General features: G+C 43.4%; 13 protein-coding genes, 1 tRNA gene and 2 rRNA genes (1 of these 16 only partly in view). 11 read left to right on the forward strand and 5 right to left on the reverse strand.

What is annotated here, in order from left to right; translation table 11 throughout:
- Nucleotides 1-222 precede the first annotated feature (222 nt).
- Nucleotides 223-1,116, forward strand: coding sequence for a carboxylating nicotinate-nucleotide diphosphorylase (gene nadC / locus E2H97_RS17555; protein WP_133408701.1), 894 nt, complete (start codon nt 223-225; stop codon nt 1,114-1,116).
- A gap of 90 nt (nt 1,117-1,206) precedes the next feature.
- On the opposite strand, the gene E2H97_RS17560 is transcribed toward nadC, so the two are convergent.
- Nucleotides 1,207-2,637, reverse strand: a complete 1,431-nt coding sequence (locus E2H97_RS17560) for an ankyrin repeat domain-containing protein (RefSeq protein ID WP_133408336.1) — start codon at nt 2,635-2,637, stop codon at nt 1,207-1,209.
- Nucleotides 2,638-3,502: 865 nt separating this feature from the next.
- Here E2H97_RS17560 and E2H97_RS19080 point away from each other — a divergent pair.
- From E2H97_RS19080 to mutT, 9 genes are all read left to right on the forward strand, one after another.
- Nucleotides 3,503-3,922, forward strand: coding sequence for a pilin (locus tag E2H97_RS19080; RefSeq protein ID WP_178074608.1), 420 nt, complete (start codon nt 3,503-3,505; stop codon nt 3,920-3,922).
- Nucleotides 3,923-4,051: 129 nt separating this feature from the next.
- A complete protein-coding gene (pilB, locus tag E2H97_RS17570) occupies nt 4,052-5,758 on the forward strand; it encodes a type IV-A pilus assembly ATPase PilB (protein WP_133408338.1) in 1,707 nt (568 codons plus the stop codon).
- 101 nt (nt 5,759-5,859) lie between these two features.
- On the forward strand, nt 5,860-6,147 hold the full coding sequence (locus E2H97_RS17575) for a GIY-YIG nuclease family protein (protein WP_133408339.1): 288 nt from the start codon (nt 5,860-5,862) through the stop codon (nt 6,145-6,147).
- 126 nt (nt 6,148-6,273) lie between these two features.
- Nucleotides 6,274-7,542 carry a type II secretion system F family protein gene (locus tag E2H97_RS17580; RefSeq protein ID WP_133408340.1) on the forward strand — a complete coding sequence of 423 codons (1,269 nt, stop codon included), beginning with the start codon at nt 6,274-6,276 and terminating at the stop codon, nt 7,540-7,542.
- A gap of 103 nt (nt 7,543-7,645) precedes the next feature.
- A complete protein-coding gene (locus E2H97_RS17585; RefSeq protein WP_133408341.1) occupies nt 7,646-8,563 on the forward strand; it encodes a prepilin peptidase in 918 nt (305 codons plus the stop codon).
- Nucleotides 8,560-9,165, forward strand: coding sequence for a dephospho-CoA kinase (coaE, locus tag E2H97_RS17590; protein ID WP_133408342.1), 606 nt, complete (start codon nt 8,560-8,562; stop codon nt 9,163-9,165). The genes E2H97_RS17585 and coaE overlap by 4 nt, the downstream gene beginning before the upstream one ends.
- Nucleotides 9,166-9,174: 9 nt before the next feature.
- Nucleotides 9,175-9,906, forward strand: a complete 732-nt coding sequence (zapD, locus tag E2H97_RS17595; RefSeq protein ID WP_133408343.1) for a cell division protein ZapD — start codon at nt 9,175-9,177, stop codon at nt 9,904-9,906.
- A 73-nt stretch (nt 9,907-9,979) separates the two neighbouring features.
- Nucleotides 9,980-10,192, forward strand: coding sequence for a DNA gyrase inhibitor YacG (gene yacG, locus E2H97_RS17600; RefSeq protein ID WP_133408344.1), 213 nt, complete (start codon nt 9,980-9,982; stop codon nt 10,190-10,192).
- Nucleotides 10,192-10,584, forward strand: coding sequence for an 8-oxo-dGTP diphosphatase MutT (mutT, locus tag E2H97_RS17605; protein ID WP_133408345.1), 393 nt, complete (start codon nt 10,192-10,194; stop codon nt 10,582-10,584). Before yacG ends, mutT begins: the two co-directional genes overlap by 1 nt.
- Here mutT and E2H97_RS17610 read toward each other — a convergent pair.
- Complete coding sequence (locus E2H97_RS17610; RefSeq protein WP_133408346.1) at nt 10,568-10,849, reverse strand: HU family DNA-binding protein; 282 nt, start codon at nt 10,847-10,849, stop codon at nt 10,568-10,570. The genes mutT and E2H97_RS17610 overlap by 17 nt on opposite strands.
- A gap of 192 nt (nt 10,850-11,041) precedes the next feature.
- Between E2H97_RS17610 and E2H97_RS17615 the strand changes: the two genes are divergently transcribed.
- Entirely contained in the window at nt 11,042-11,440 is a 399-nt protein-coding gene (locus E2H97_RS17615) for a hypothetical protein (RefSeq protein ID WP_133408347.1), read from the forward strand.
- A 234-nt stretch (nt 11,441-11,674) separates the two neighbouring features.
- On the opposite strand, the gene E2H97_RS17620 is transcribed toward E2H97_RS17615, so the two are convergent.
- The 3 genes from E2H97_RS17620 to E2H97_RS17630 all read right to left on the reverse strand — a co-directional run.
- Nucleotides 11,675-11,751, reverse strand: a tRNA-Asp gene (locus E2H97_RS17620).
- Nucleotides 11,752-11,795: 44 nt separating this feature from the next.
- A 5S ribosomal RNA gene (gene rrf, locus E2H97_RS17625) occupies nt 11,796-11,911 on the reverse strand.
- A gap of 134 nt (nt 11,912-12,045) precedes the next feature.
- A 23S ribosomal RNA gene (locus tag E2H97_RS17630) occupies nt 12,046-14,373 on the reverse strand; it runs 564 nt beyond the window's last position.

Genomic DNA, 14,373 nt, shown 5'->3' on the forward strand with positions numbered 1-14,373 from the left:
AAAACTCGCTGTTAATTTTCATTTATAAAATAGCATTATTTAACAATGATTATCGTGCTACTCCACAGTATTCATGGCTATTCTGCAATCAAACTTGTTTTCATGGTTATCGAATTAAACCTTCTTCATGCAAACTCGTCAATGTGATACCCTTGCGCCCAACTGCTTTTAGGTTCAATGCCATTCCCATTGACGACTTTGGTTTTGCAAGGATTTCCACTCATGCTCGAAAATGACATTCGACTTTCTGTAACCACAGCTTTAAACGAAGATCTTGGCTTAACGCCAGCCGCAAATGATACTGTGCATTCGCGAGCGCAACAGTTACTTGAAGCCGATATTACCGCATCGCTTATCCCAACAGATAAACAGGCTAAAGGTCACTTGATCACTCGTGAAGATGGCGTCTTTTGTGGTAAAGCGTGGGCTGAACAAGTCTTTAACCAATTGGGTGGCGAAGTCGTACTGCATTGGCACGTCGATGACGGTGATCTCGTCATCGCCAACCAAGAATTATGTGAATTCGAAGGTCCTGCCCACGTTATCCTTACTGGTGAGCGCACCGCCATGAATTTTATCCAAACGCTATCGGGCGTTGCGACTTTAACGAAATTATATGTCGATAAACTGGCAGGAACCAACACTAAACTGCTTGATACTCGTAAAACCTTACCGGGTATGCGTCTTGCACAAAAGTATGCGGTCACTTGCGGCGGTGGTCACAATCACCGCATTGGGTTGTTTGATGCTTTTCTTATCAAGGAAAACCACATTTTAGCCTGTGGTGGCATTGCTCAAGCAGTAGAAACCGCGCGTGGTAATCATCAGGATAAAGCGGTAGAAGTCGAAGTTGAATCGCTTGATGAGCTCAAACAAGCCCTTGACGCTAATGCAGATATCATCATGCTGGATAACTTTGATGTCACCATGATGCTTGATGCCGTACAAATCAACAAAGGCTATCTAGCACAAGATCGTGGTGCAAAATTAGAAGTATCAGGTGATGTGACTTTAGAAACCATTGGTAAATTTGCCGAAACGGGCGTGGACTTTATTTCCGTTGGCGCCTTAACCAAGCATGTTAAAGCTTTAGATTTGTCATTAAGGTTGAAATAACCCTTATTTCTGGTAACACACTTCAGTTATAGATGAAATAAGAACGCATCATGTCGCACCTGCGAAAGCAGGTGCCTATTGGGTGTTGTTTTACAACTCGTACATTTCATCGTTTGTCTGCTGCATTTGAGATGGTGTCAATTGAGTAGACTTCACTGGTACTGGCTGAGCTGCTCTCGTTTGCTGAGCCTGCTTAGCCTGTTGACTCGCCTTAGGCTGTTGAGACGGCTGAGCTGGTTGCGACGTTGCAGTCGGTTTAGACGTTGAGCTTTTTTTACCATTCACCTGTTTAATCAACGCCTCAGCCTCTTTTCTAGATGGTAACTTAAAACCTGAATCTAAATCATCGAAATCATCAATTTCTTGAAACTCGTGTAGATCCTGCTTCAACTCTTCTTGATGTCTTTTCTCAATTAGAGTATTCAAACCTTTATAGTTACGCTTAGGAAACATGCTTTGTAACGTTTGATAAACTTTAACAGATTTACCTTTTGCAGTTTGATCATTAACAAACACTTTTGCATTGGCATTAAGCAGAGCTTCAACGATATCGGCACGACCTTTTTTGGCCGCTATCACGATAGGTAACTCACCCTTTAAATTAGGTAGATTAACATCAGCGCTCTGTGCAAGCAGTTGTTGAACAAACGCTAAATTCACCTTACTGTCTGACAAAGCAAGATGCAGCGGTGTATCACCAACATTATTTTGGGCATTTACATGGTCAGGGTAAGTCTCAAGCGCCTTAGCCGCCAATTCAAACATCCTGTATGTAATCGCTAAATGTAATAACGTATTTTTTTCATTTCTTATTATAAAATTGGTGCTAGCTCCTCTATCGATCAAGTGCAATGCGGTTTGTTCTATTTGAAAACGATCTACACCCACCTTTTCTGCTTGTTTGATAGTGAATAATAACGGTAATTGGTTTTGATAAGGTTCATCAAGCAGAACCCCAGCAACAATTAACTGATCGATCACCCCCGTTTGATTCCTTTTTATTGCATGATGTAAATGTCGAGGTGTTGGCGTTAAATTGGCTTTAATCATACCAGCGACCAGAGCCTCAGCTTTTTTGGGCTTGTGGGTTAACGCCATTTCAAAAGGTGAACGCATTAACGGTACAGAAAAGTCAACAGGTATGCCAATTTGTAGATACGCCTTAATGCCTTGAGTATCTTCATTTTGAGCACAGACTGCATATTTATTGAGTCGATTAAAAAAGCCTGCAATATCATGGCACTCCACATCATCGTATGGATCGAGTTCAGACATGATGTTTCCAGTCCAACGCTCAGCGGTATAGTCCAAACGACAGAACTTCGGCACTTTCAAATCACCACTAGGAGGGCCAAAGAAGCGTTTGTGCAGTGACACCAAAAACGACTTTCGATTAACGGTAACTAAAAATCCACCTTTATATTCAATGCGAACTAACCCCTTTGGATCAGTGACTTGCTTAGCCAGTTGCTCATAAACAGAGACAACGTCACTTCCTATCGCAACTTTAGCTTCAGCCATGCTTCCCTCTCTTGCCTAAAAACACAATATTCTGTTTATAAGTGTAAATGGCAGAGATGAAGCAAAGCCCTATGCGCGGATGAAACTTCCTTAATCCGAATGTGGGATATAAACTCGATAAAAAACATAATACCTGTGAAGACACCGACGAATCCCCATTTTTTGATGGAAAGCGAGGATAAGCAAACGCTGAAACGCTGCAAGCCCATCCATGGGCGCTTGACCTCGGCATCCATGCCTCGGACATTCAGCTTATTGCTTACCATCTCTCCTGCAAATTCAGTCAAAAGAACTTTTTGGGGAGCACTCAGTTCTCGGAAGCATAACAACATTATACCAACGTCAAAAATGCAGACACGAACATTAAATCGTCAATCTTTTGTTGCGATTGCGACAAAAGCCAAAAAAACGCAGCATAAATTCATCTTTAAAAACAGTACATTGATCAAAAACAGCGTCAAACAGGCAAATTTCATACAATTTTCAAAAATTAATGTTTCAATTTAACCGAATTTATAATACTTTTTACTCAGCTAACTTAGCTCGCCACATCTTGCAATATAGGTGTAACATAGATGAAACATAAAAGTTTATGTATACTCACGGTTGACCGCTAAGCCCTAGCTACAAATAAGGAAGAACAACGCAATTTGGAATGCGAGCGGCAGCTATTACATTAACAAGAATGTGAAAAATTAATCTTTAGAGTGAGCTAAGGCTCTAAACTCTAATATGAATGACAGGCACTAGGCCCTAGGTTTCAGGTTCGAGAACAGCAGCACTTTGCTTTTCTAGAATCTAGGACCTGACACCTAGGACCTCAAAATTGACAAAACGGAGAGTAACCATGAAAGGTATGAAGTCCATGAAAGGTACTAAGGGTTTTACCCTAATCGAATTAATGATCGTAGTGGCGATTATTGGTATTTTGGCAGCAGTGGCGTTGCCACAGTACCGTGATTATGTAACGCAAGCTGAAGGTAGTGCTTCAATGAAATCTATCAGTGCTTATTCTCAAAAAATAGCTACTTGTATTCAAACTGGTATCAGCTGTGATGAGATTAAAACTGAAGTAGCAAACGTAAGCCAACTTGTACTTGCTCCAGCTGATGTAAAACAAAATACTGCACAAAAGCTAACTTATACTGGCGATAATTGTAAGTTAGTTGCCGATTTCAGTAATGCTGGTGCAATTTCTTATACTGTAACAGCTGAAGGTAATGGCGAATTATCTCAATGCTATGCAGGTGCGGGAATCGAAGCTCCAGCAGCTCCTACTAAATAGTTTATTGAAGGCAGCTCTGCTGCCTTTTCTTCTACACTCACAGAAAAACCAATCAAAGGACTGATTTACTTAATGCCCATTTTCTCCATAATAATAACTACAACTTTTTTTTAAAGGACCGCGTTTACTATGCCTCAATCCGGTCTTCATATTGCCTTTTCTACCTTACTGATACGCCAACAGCTGATTGATAACAAAAAGCTCGAACAGCTGATTAAGCTTGCTAACAAAAACAAACTCACCTTTATTCAAGCCTTAATTCACGATGGAGTGCTCACCGCCAAAGAGATTGTTGAGCTAGGGCATCAGGAATACCATACCCCTAAAATGGACTTGGCTGAGTTTGATATCAGCAGTATTCCCGAAACTTTTTTAAATTTAAAGCTGATTGAACAACACCGATGTTTGCCGCTGTTTGAAAAGAAAAACCGTCTTTATATTGCGACGTCCGACCCAACCAACTTCCGCGCTCTTGAGGACTTTCAGTTTAACCTTGGCATGCACACCGAAGCGGTATTGGTGGAAGACGATAAACTCAGTGACGTTTTAGAAAGAGTGCTTGAGGATGACTTAACCAGCCTAGATTTATCCGATATGGATGAAGAAGCCCTTGCTGGTGTGGAAGTCGCGGAAACCGAACGTAAAGACGATGATGATAACGACGGCAAAGATGATGCCCCAATTGTTATCTACATTAATAAAATTTTGACCGATGCCATTAGAAAAGGCGCATCGGATTTACACTTTGAACCTTACGAAAAGCGTTACCGTATTCGTTTTCGTATTGATGGTGTACTCCAACAAATTTCAGAGCCTCCGATTTCCCTCGCCAGCCGCATTGCCGCCCGTTTAAAAGTGATGTCAAAACTGGACATTGCCGAGCGTCGTGTGCCGCAAGATGGTCGAATAAAATTACGCGTCAGCCGTAAGAAGTCTACTGACTTTCGTGTCAGTACCCTGCCCACCATTTGGGGCGAAAAAATCGTAATGCGTATTTTGGACTCAGAATCGGCGCAACTGGGTATCGAAAAACTCGGCTATGAGCCAACTCAGCAAAAAATGTATACCGATGCCTTAGCGCAGCCCCAAGGCATGATTTTGGTGACAGGCCCAACAGGCTCAGGTAAAACCGTTTCTTTGTATACGGGTCTTAATATTCTTAACACCGAAGAGCGCAATATTTCCACCGCCGAAGATCCTGTGGAAATTAACCTTGAAGGCGTTAATCAAGTTCATATTAATACCAAAGCAGGCTTAACTTTTGCTTCAGCACTTCGCTCTTTCTTACGTCAAGATCCCGATATTGTTATGGTGGGTGAGATCCGTGATTTAGAAACTGCTGAAATCGCCATTAAAGCGGCACAAACAGGTCACTTGGTATTATCGACCTTACATACCAACTCAGCGGCTGAAACTCTAACCCGTTTATCCAATATGGGCGTTGCTGGCTATAACATTGCCAGCTCGGTTACCTTAATCATCGCCCAGCGTCTTGCCAGACGCTTATGTGAGAAATGCAAAGCCCCCGAAGACGTACCCGTTGCAGAATTAGAGCGCCTAGGGTTCAGTCAAAAAGACATCGACAGCAAATTTACCGTCTTCAAACCCGTCGGCTGCGAAAAATGTACCGCAGGCTTTAAAGGCCGAGTCGGTATTTACGAAGTGATGAAAATGTCAGGAGAACTGGCAAAATGCATTATGGAAGGTGGAAATTCGCTTGAGCTTCTAGAAATCGCCAAAAAAGAAGGCATGGATACTCTACGTCAATCAGGCTTAAGTAAAGTCGTACAAGGGATCAGCAGCATTAACGAAATCAATCGAGTAACGAGTTTTTAAAACTAAACGTCATGCCTGCGAAGGCAGGAAACTAAGTAACGACAGAAGTGTATGTCGGTCATCTAGTGACTTTAAAGATTTTATATCCAAGGATTGGAAAAATGAAATTGCCGTGTGTTTATATACTGGCATCAGATAGAAATGGAACACTTTATATTGGTGTCACCAGTAATCTAATTAAGCGAATTTGGGAACACAAAAATGATATAACTCAGGGCTTTTCAAACCAATACTCTGTACATAACCTTGTATATTACGAAGTTCACGAAAATATGGATTCTGCAATAGCTAGAGAAAAGCAGATGAAAAAATGGAAAAGAGATTGGAAAATTAGCCTCATTGAATCAAAGAATCCTTATTGGAATGATTTGTACACTGGAATCTTGTAGTTCAATATTGTTTATACCGTCATGCCTGCGAAGGCAGGCATCCAGTGACTTAAATGCATAGCTCTGTAAAACAAAAGACACTAGGCTCCTGCCTACGCAGGAGCGACGATATGAGAGGCAATAACTATGGCAACAGCATCGGTTGCTTCAAAGCGAGCAAAAAAGAAACGGGCGAAATCCAAATCCGAGCCTAAGATGTTTACCTTTGAATGGAAAGGCACCAATCGCGACGGTAAGAAAACCCAAGGTGAAATCCAAGCCAGCAGTGTTGCCGATGTGCGGGTGATGCTCCGTACTCAAGGGGTGATGGTAAAAGGCGTTCGCAAAAAGTCGAAATCCATATTCAGCGGTGATAAGCCCATAAAACCTATGGATATCGCCATGATCACCCGCCAAATTGCCACTATGCTGTCGGCAGGTGTTCCCCTTGTTACCACCATCGAAATGCTGGCCAAAGGCCATGAAAAACCTAAAATGCGTACCTTACTTGGCACCATTTTAAATGAACTCCAATCAGGTGTACCTCTATCAGATGCCCTACGCCCACATACTCGTTATTTTGACGAACTCTACGTAGACTTAGTGGCTGCCGGTGAACACTCAGGTGCGCTCGATACCGTATTTGATCGCATTGCCACCTACCGTGAAAAATCGGAAGCCTTAAAATCAAAAATTAAAAAGGCCATGTTTTACCCGATTGCGGTGATCCTTGTCGCCATTGCGGTAACCATAGGTCTACTGCTGTTTGTGGTTCCACAATTTGAAGAGATTTTCCGAGGGTTCGGTGCTGAACTTCCTGCGTTTACCCAAATGGTATTAGGCATCTCCCGTTGGCTGCAAGAATGGTGGTGGGTGTTTGTTATTGGTATTATTGTTGGGATTGTCGGGTTTGTAAATACTCACAGGAAATCTCAACACTTTCGAGATCAAGTCGATGCCGCTCTGCTAAGAATACCGCTAATTGGCGAGATTTTACATAAAGGTGCTATGGCACGTTTTGCTCGTACTTTAGCGACAACCTTTGCGGCAGGCGTGCCATTAATTGAAGGTTTAGAATCCGCTGCTGGCGCCTCTGGCAATGCCGTTTATCGCAAAGCGTTACTGCAAGTGCGACAAGAGGTGATGACAGGGATGCAAATGAACATGGCCTTACGAACCACAAAATTATTCCCTGATATGCTGGTGCAAATGGTGATGATTGGTGAAGAATCTGGCGCGCTAGATGATATGCTAAACAAACTGGCTAATATCTACGAAATGCAAGTCGACGATGCGGTGGATGGTCTTTCAAGTTTGATTGAACCTATCCTTATGGTTGTTATCGGTGGTATTGTTGGCGCCTTAATTGTGGCTATGTACTTACCTATCTTCCAGATGGGTCAAGTAGTAGGTTAAAGAGTCCTTCATGCCTGCACAGGCAGGCATCCAGTGACTTAATTAAGGAAATTGAATAGCAGTCACTTAGGGGCAATGTATTCCTTACAGGATTTAAATAATAATGAAAGAACTAATAACAATATTCACTCAACAGCCAGCCTTATTTATCGGGCTGGCTTTTATTTTCGCAGCACTCATAGGCAGCTTTTTAAATGTGGTGATCCACCGACTACCCGTGATAATGAAGCGTGAATGGCAGCAAGAATGTAATCAATACCTCAATGAATATCAGCCTGATATTGTAAAGCAGGTGGGTGAAAAGGCGCTCAACAAGCCCATTGATAACTATCCTGATACCTACAACCTTATCGTTCCCACGTCAGCATGCCCCAAATGCAATGGAAAAATAAAGCCTTGGCATAATCTGCCCATCATTGGTTGGTTATTACTGAAAGGCAAATGTGCCAGTTGTCAGACGTCTATCTCTGCTCGTTACCCCATCATAGAGTTCGTCACTGCTAGCTTAGTGACAGCATTGGCATGGCACTTTGGACCTAGCCTACATTTTGTCATGGCTACCATTCTTACCTTAGGATTAGTGGCATTAACGGGTATTGATCTAGATGAAATGCTACTGCCTGATCAAATCACTTTACCTCTATTGTGGTTAGGACTCTTATTAAACCTGAATGACGTATTTATTGATTTAAACAGTGCGTTAATTGGCGCTGCTGCTGGTTATCTAAGTCTATGGTCAGTATTTTGGCTGTTTAAGCTTCTGACAGGTAAAGAAGGCATGGGTTATGGTGATTTTAAGTTAATGGCCGTTTTTGGCGCTTGGCTTGGCTGGCAAATGTTACCTTTGGTAATTTTGCTTTCTTCTGCAGTCGGTGCCATTGTTGGGATCAGCATGATCATCACTAAAAAGTTGCATGCTAACAACCCCATTCCTTTCGGCCCTTACATTGCCTTAGCGGGATGGATTGCTTTAATTTGGGGACAAAAAATTGTGGATTGGTATTTGGTGAACGCACTATGAGTCAGTTCATAATAGGACTGACAGGCGGTATCGGCAGTGGTAAATCGACAGTGGCGGATTTGTTTGCCGCACAAGGTATCGACATTATTGATGCCGATATCATTGCCAGAGAAGTCGTCGCCGTAGGCAGTGAAGGCTTAGCCGAAATTGTCGAGCATTTCAGTGTAGAAGTACTACTCGACAATGGCGAGCTTAATCGCACTGCATTAAGAGAAAAGATATTTAACAATCCAGATCAGCGACTGTGGCTCAACCAGTGCCTGCATCCTAAGATCCGGCAGCGTATGTTAGATCTGGTCAAAAAATCCTCTAGTGTATATACTTTATTGGTTGTCCCCTTGCTATTTGAGAATGGTTTGGATAGTTTAGTAAATCGCACTTTAGTGGTTGATATTACAGAAGAACAACAAATTAAGCGCACAACATCTAGAGACCATAGCAATACCGAAATAGTTAAAAATATAATAAACAGCCAAATGTCACGGGATGACAGGTTATCGAAAGCCGATGATGTCATAAGTAATCAGGGAGAGAAAGACGACCTAGAGCAAGCAGTTATAGCTCTGCACAGAAAATACTTAACTTTATCTGATAAAAGCTAATACAGACTTATGAATGAACTCATATATGAACAGCCACTTAATGAAAAAATTCGCTCTTTCTTACGCTTAGAGTATTTAGCTGAGCAACTTGAGTTCAATCTTAAACACGACCATCAACACGCTTGTTTTTATCCTTTATTTTCTCTCTGGGAATTGTGCGAACGATGTGATTATCGCAACGACGTGATCAAAGAGCTCGATAGACACCTCAATCAACTGCAAAAGTGGCAAACTTTACCTGATGCCGACAATACAAACATTTCCACTCTTATTGAACAAGTCACTGAAAAACGTCACGACATTTCGCAGTTATTCAGATTATGTGAGCCTTTGAAGCACGACCGCTTCCTGATAGCCATTAGACAAAGATTCAGCATGCCGGGAGCGAGCTGTAATTTCGACTTACCACAACTGCATTTTTGGCTATCTAAACCTTGGAAAGAAAGGAAGCAACAATATCAAGCTTGGATTGCTCACTTCCTACCTTTACTTGACGGCGTTAAGCTTTTATTAGAACTCACCCGCAACTCTACCGAATTTGAGCCTCACACAGCCGAAAGTGGATTTTACCAAGGCAATGGCGACAATTTATCCTTAGTAAGAGTTCGTTTAGGGGCTAATCCTAGCAGCTACCCAACCATCAGCGGTAACCGTAATCGTTTTGCAATCCACTTTATGGATTTCAGATTGCAAAAACATTTTGATGGCAATGTCAGCTTTGAACTCGCCACTTGTCGTTAAAGCTTAAAAAGTCTTTAACTGATCATTCTCTCTAGGTTACTATCGCCCTTATTTAATAGCGAAAGAGCTCAATATGCCGTTAAAGGTTCAATGTCCTACCTGCCAAACAGAAGTTGAATGGAGTGCCCAACAACAATTCAAACCTTTCTGTAGCGAACGCTGTAAAATGCTCGACCTCGGCGACTGGGCAGCAGAAAAACACGCCATTCCTGTTGAGCCTGACTTAGATATCCAGCTTCTTGATGAAATTGGTTACGATGAACCTAATTTCTTTAAGGAGGATTAATGAAACGCATTCATGTTGCCGTGGGTGTTATCATTAACTCACAAAATCAAATCCTCATTGCTAAACGTCATAAGCATCTACATCAAGGCGGTAAGTGGGAATTCCCTGGTGGTAAAGTCGAAAAAGGTGAAACTACCTCTGAAGCGTTGATCAGAGAACTTAAAGAAGAAGTTGATCTTGATGTAGAAAACACGACTCCCTTCATGGAGCTCAGTTTTGATTACCCTGATAAGCAAGTATTCCTAGACATACACCAAGTATCGGAGTTCAAGGGTGAAGCAAAGGGACAAGAGGGACAAGAGATAAAGTGGGTTAGCAAATGTGATTTAATAGATTATCAGTTTCCAGATGCCAACCAACCGATTCTAGAAAAGATTATTCAGCAGAGTTGATTTGATTTTTCATATTAGCCGAGAACTTTAAACTCGGCTGATTGTATCCCTCAATGTCTATCACTTCCCCCGTCTTAGGATTTCTTCCTTGCTTCGGTAAACAATAACGAAGCTCAAAAGTACCAAACTGAGGTAAATACACTTTTTCACCTTCTGATAACGCTTTGGTTAATTGGTAAAGAATGGCATCCAAAGCTAATTTCGAGACTTTCTGAGAAGACTGAGACTGTTCAGCCATAGCTTTTACGAGTTCTGATTTGTTCATGCTGCAACTCTAGTTTCATGCCCTGATAAAAATAGGGCGTGAAATTATCACAATGGCTAGCGTTATACCAAACAAAAAATAACGTTCGTATCTAAAGAAACAAAACTGAATAGTTTAGAAAATAACAATCTTTGTAAAAACGCTTAGAAGTAATACGTTAGCCGAATCTATAAACCACTGAGAATTGAATAAATGAAAACAAAAGCATTGTTGATAATCGCCTTTATCAGTCCTATTTTTTCATCTCAAGCCGCGACACTGTTAACACACAATGGTGACTCTAATTTTAATCAAATTCATTCTGGTAAAGAGTTTTGCCAAATAGAAATGAAGCAGAACAAATTGGTAAAAGCCTGCATGCCATTATTTAACTTTGATAAAAATGTGAAACTTGCTGCACACGTAGAAGGAAGAGAAGACGGTGTAAAAGTTCCACCAAACAGTAGTTATGGTTTTTATGATTCCACTCCAAAAGACTCAATGGTAATTACGGTCACTAATCTGCAAAGCCAGAAAATTATTTATTCGGATGTATCCAAACATATGCAGGGCTTAAAGTGTAATGGCAACTATTGTGTTCCTTGGAAATAATTGGCTAGGCTGTTTGATTTGAGCTTTCCTATACCGTTCACATCAATTTACTGTGTTATAGGGAAGCATTAGCGAAGGAAATACAAGGCGCAATGACGAATCATAGCCTTAGCTATGGTGAGGAATTGCAACGATGTAGTTGCAAAGCTAAGGCTTTATCTAGGGCACAGTTAATTGTTACGGATGGTATAAAAACAAAAAAGCCCCGTCATTTCTGACGAGGCTTCATTGTGTTGGCGGAGCGGACGGGACTCGAACCCGCGACCCCCGGCGTGACAGGCCGGTATTCTAACCAACTGAACTACCGCTCCAACTCTTTATGAATCACCGCATTGGCAGTGTATTCAAAATTGGCGTCTGGCAATGACCTACTCTCACATGGGGAAACCCCACACTACCATCGGCGAGGCTGCGTTTCACTTCTGAGTTCGGGATGGATTCAGGTGGGACCACAGCTCTATTGTCACCAGACAAATTCTGTTATTTAACATTCGGAAAGCTGTTTGTGTTTCTCAACGTTCTCGCTTCATTAAGCGCTTTGTATTCTTTCTAAGGTTTAGCAAATTACTCTGAACTTTTAGTTCAGTAAAACCCATTAGGGTTGTATGGTTAAGCCTCACGAGTCATTAGTACAGGTTAGCTCAACGCCTCACAACGCTTACACACCCTGCCTATCAACGTCCTGGTCTCGGACGGCTCTTTAGAGACCTCTAAGGTCTAGGGATGACTCATCTCAGGGCTCGCTTCCCGCTTAGATGCTTTCAGCGGTTATCGATTCCGAACGTAGCTACCGGGCAATGCATTTGGCAATACAACCCGAACACCAGCGGTTCGTCCACTCCGGTCCTCTCGTACTAGGAGCAGCTCCCTTCAATCATCCAACGCCCACGGCAGATAGGGACCGAACTGTCTCACGACGTTCTGAACCCAGCTCGCGTACCACTTTAAATGGCGAACAGCCATACCCTTGGGACCGACTTCAGCCCCAGGATGTGATGAGCCGACATCGAGGTGCCAAACACCGCCGTCGATATGAACTCTTGGGCGGTATCAGCCTGTTATCCCCGGAGTACCTTTTATCCGTTGAGCGATGGCCCTTCCATTCAGAACCACCGGATCACTATGACCTACTTTCGTACCTGCTCGACGTGTCTGTCTCGCAGTTAAGCTAGCTTATGCCATTGCACTAACCACACGATGTCCGACCGTGTTTAGCTAACCTTCGTGCTCCTCCGTTACTCTTTGGGAGGAGACCGCCCCAGTCAAACTACCCACCAGGCACTGTCCTCAACCCCGATTAGGGGCCAGAGTTAGAACATCAACACTACAAGGGTGGTATTTCAAGGATGGCTCCATGCTATCTGGCGACAACACTTCAAAGCCTCCCACCTATCCTACACATGTAGGGTCAATGTTCAGTGCCAAGCTATAGTAAAGGTTCACGGGGTCTTTCCGTCTAGCCGCGGGTATACGGCATCTTCACCGCAATTTCAACTTCACTGAGTCTCGGCTGGAGACAGCGTGGCCATCATTACGCCATTCGTGCAGGTCGGAACTTACCCGACAAGGAATTTCGCTACCTTAGGACCGTTATAGTTACGGCCGCCGTTTACCGGGGCTTCGATCATGAGCTTCGACCTAAGTCTAACCCAATCAATTAACCTTCCGGCACCGGGCAGGCGTCACACCGTATACGTCATCTTGCGATTTTGCACAGTGCTGTGTTTTTGATAAACAGTTGCAGCCACCTGGTATCTGCGACTGCCAACAGCTTAGGGAGCAAGTCCCATCACCGTCAGCAGCGTACCTTCTCCCGAAGTTACGGTACCATTTTGCCTAGTTCCTTCAGCCGAGTTCTCTCAAGCGCCTTGGTATTCTCTACCCAACCACCTGTGTCGGTTTGGGGTACGATTCCTTTTTACCTGAAGCTTAGAAGATTTTCCTGGAAGCAGGGCATCGACTACTTCATGTCCGTAGACACTCGTCATCAGCTCTCAGTTATAGCGAACCGGATTTGCCTAATTCACCAACCTACAGCCTTAAACCGGGACAACCAACGCCCGGATAGCCTAGCCTTCTCCGTCCCTCCATCGCAGTAAAAAGAAGTACCGGAATATTAACCGGTTTCCCATCGACTACGCCTTTCGGCCTCGCCTTAGGGGTCGACTCACCCTGCCCTGATTAACATTGGACAGGAACCCTTGGTCTTTCGGCGAGGGAGTTTTTCACTCCCTTTATCGTTACTCATGTCAGCATTCGCACTTCTGATATGTCCACTGTGGGTTACCCCTTCAGCTTCTTCCACTTACAGAACGCTCCTCTACCGCTCAAGATAAATCTTGAACCCGCAGCTTCGGTGGTATGTTTAGCCCCGTTACATCTTCCGCGCAGGCCGACTCGACTAGTGAGCTATTACGCTTTCTTTAAAGGGTGGCTGCTTCTAAGCCAACCTCCTAGCTGTCTAAGCCTTCCCACATCGTTTCCCACTTAACATACACTTTGGGACCTTAGCTGGCGGTCTGGGTTGTTTCCCTTTCCACGACGGACGTTAGCACCCGCCGTGTGTCTCCCGGATAGCACTCTTTGGTATTCGGAGTTTGCAAAGGGTTGGTAAGTCGGGATGACCCCCTAGCCTTAACAGTGCTCTACCCCCAAAGGTGTTCGTCCGAGGCGCTACCTAAATAGCTTTCGAGGAGAACCAGATATCTCCCGGTTTGATTGGCCTTTCACCCCCAGCCACAAGTCATCACCGCATTTTTCAACATACGTGTGTTCGGTCCTCCAGTTGATGTTACTCAACCTTCAACCTGCCCATGGCTAGATCACCGGGTTTCGGGTCTACACCTAGCAACTATTCGCGCAGTTAACACTCGGTTTCCCTACGGCTCCGCTATTCGCTTAACCTCGCTACTAAATGTAAGTCGCTGACCCAT

The sequence above is a fragment of the Parashewanella tropica genome, assembly GCF_004358445.1.
In the GTDB taxonomy this organism is placed as follows: domain Bacteria; phylum Pseudomonadota; class Gammaproteobacteria; order Enterobacterales; family Shewanellaceae; genus Parashewanella; species Parashewanella tropica.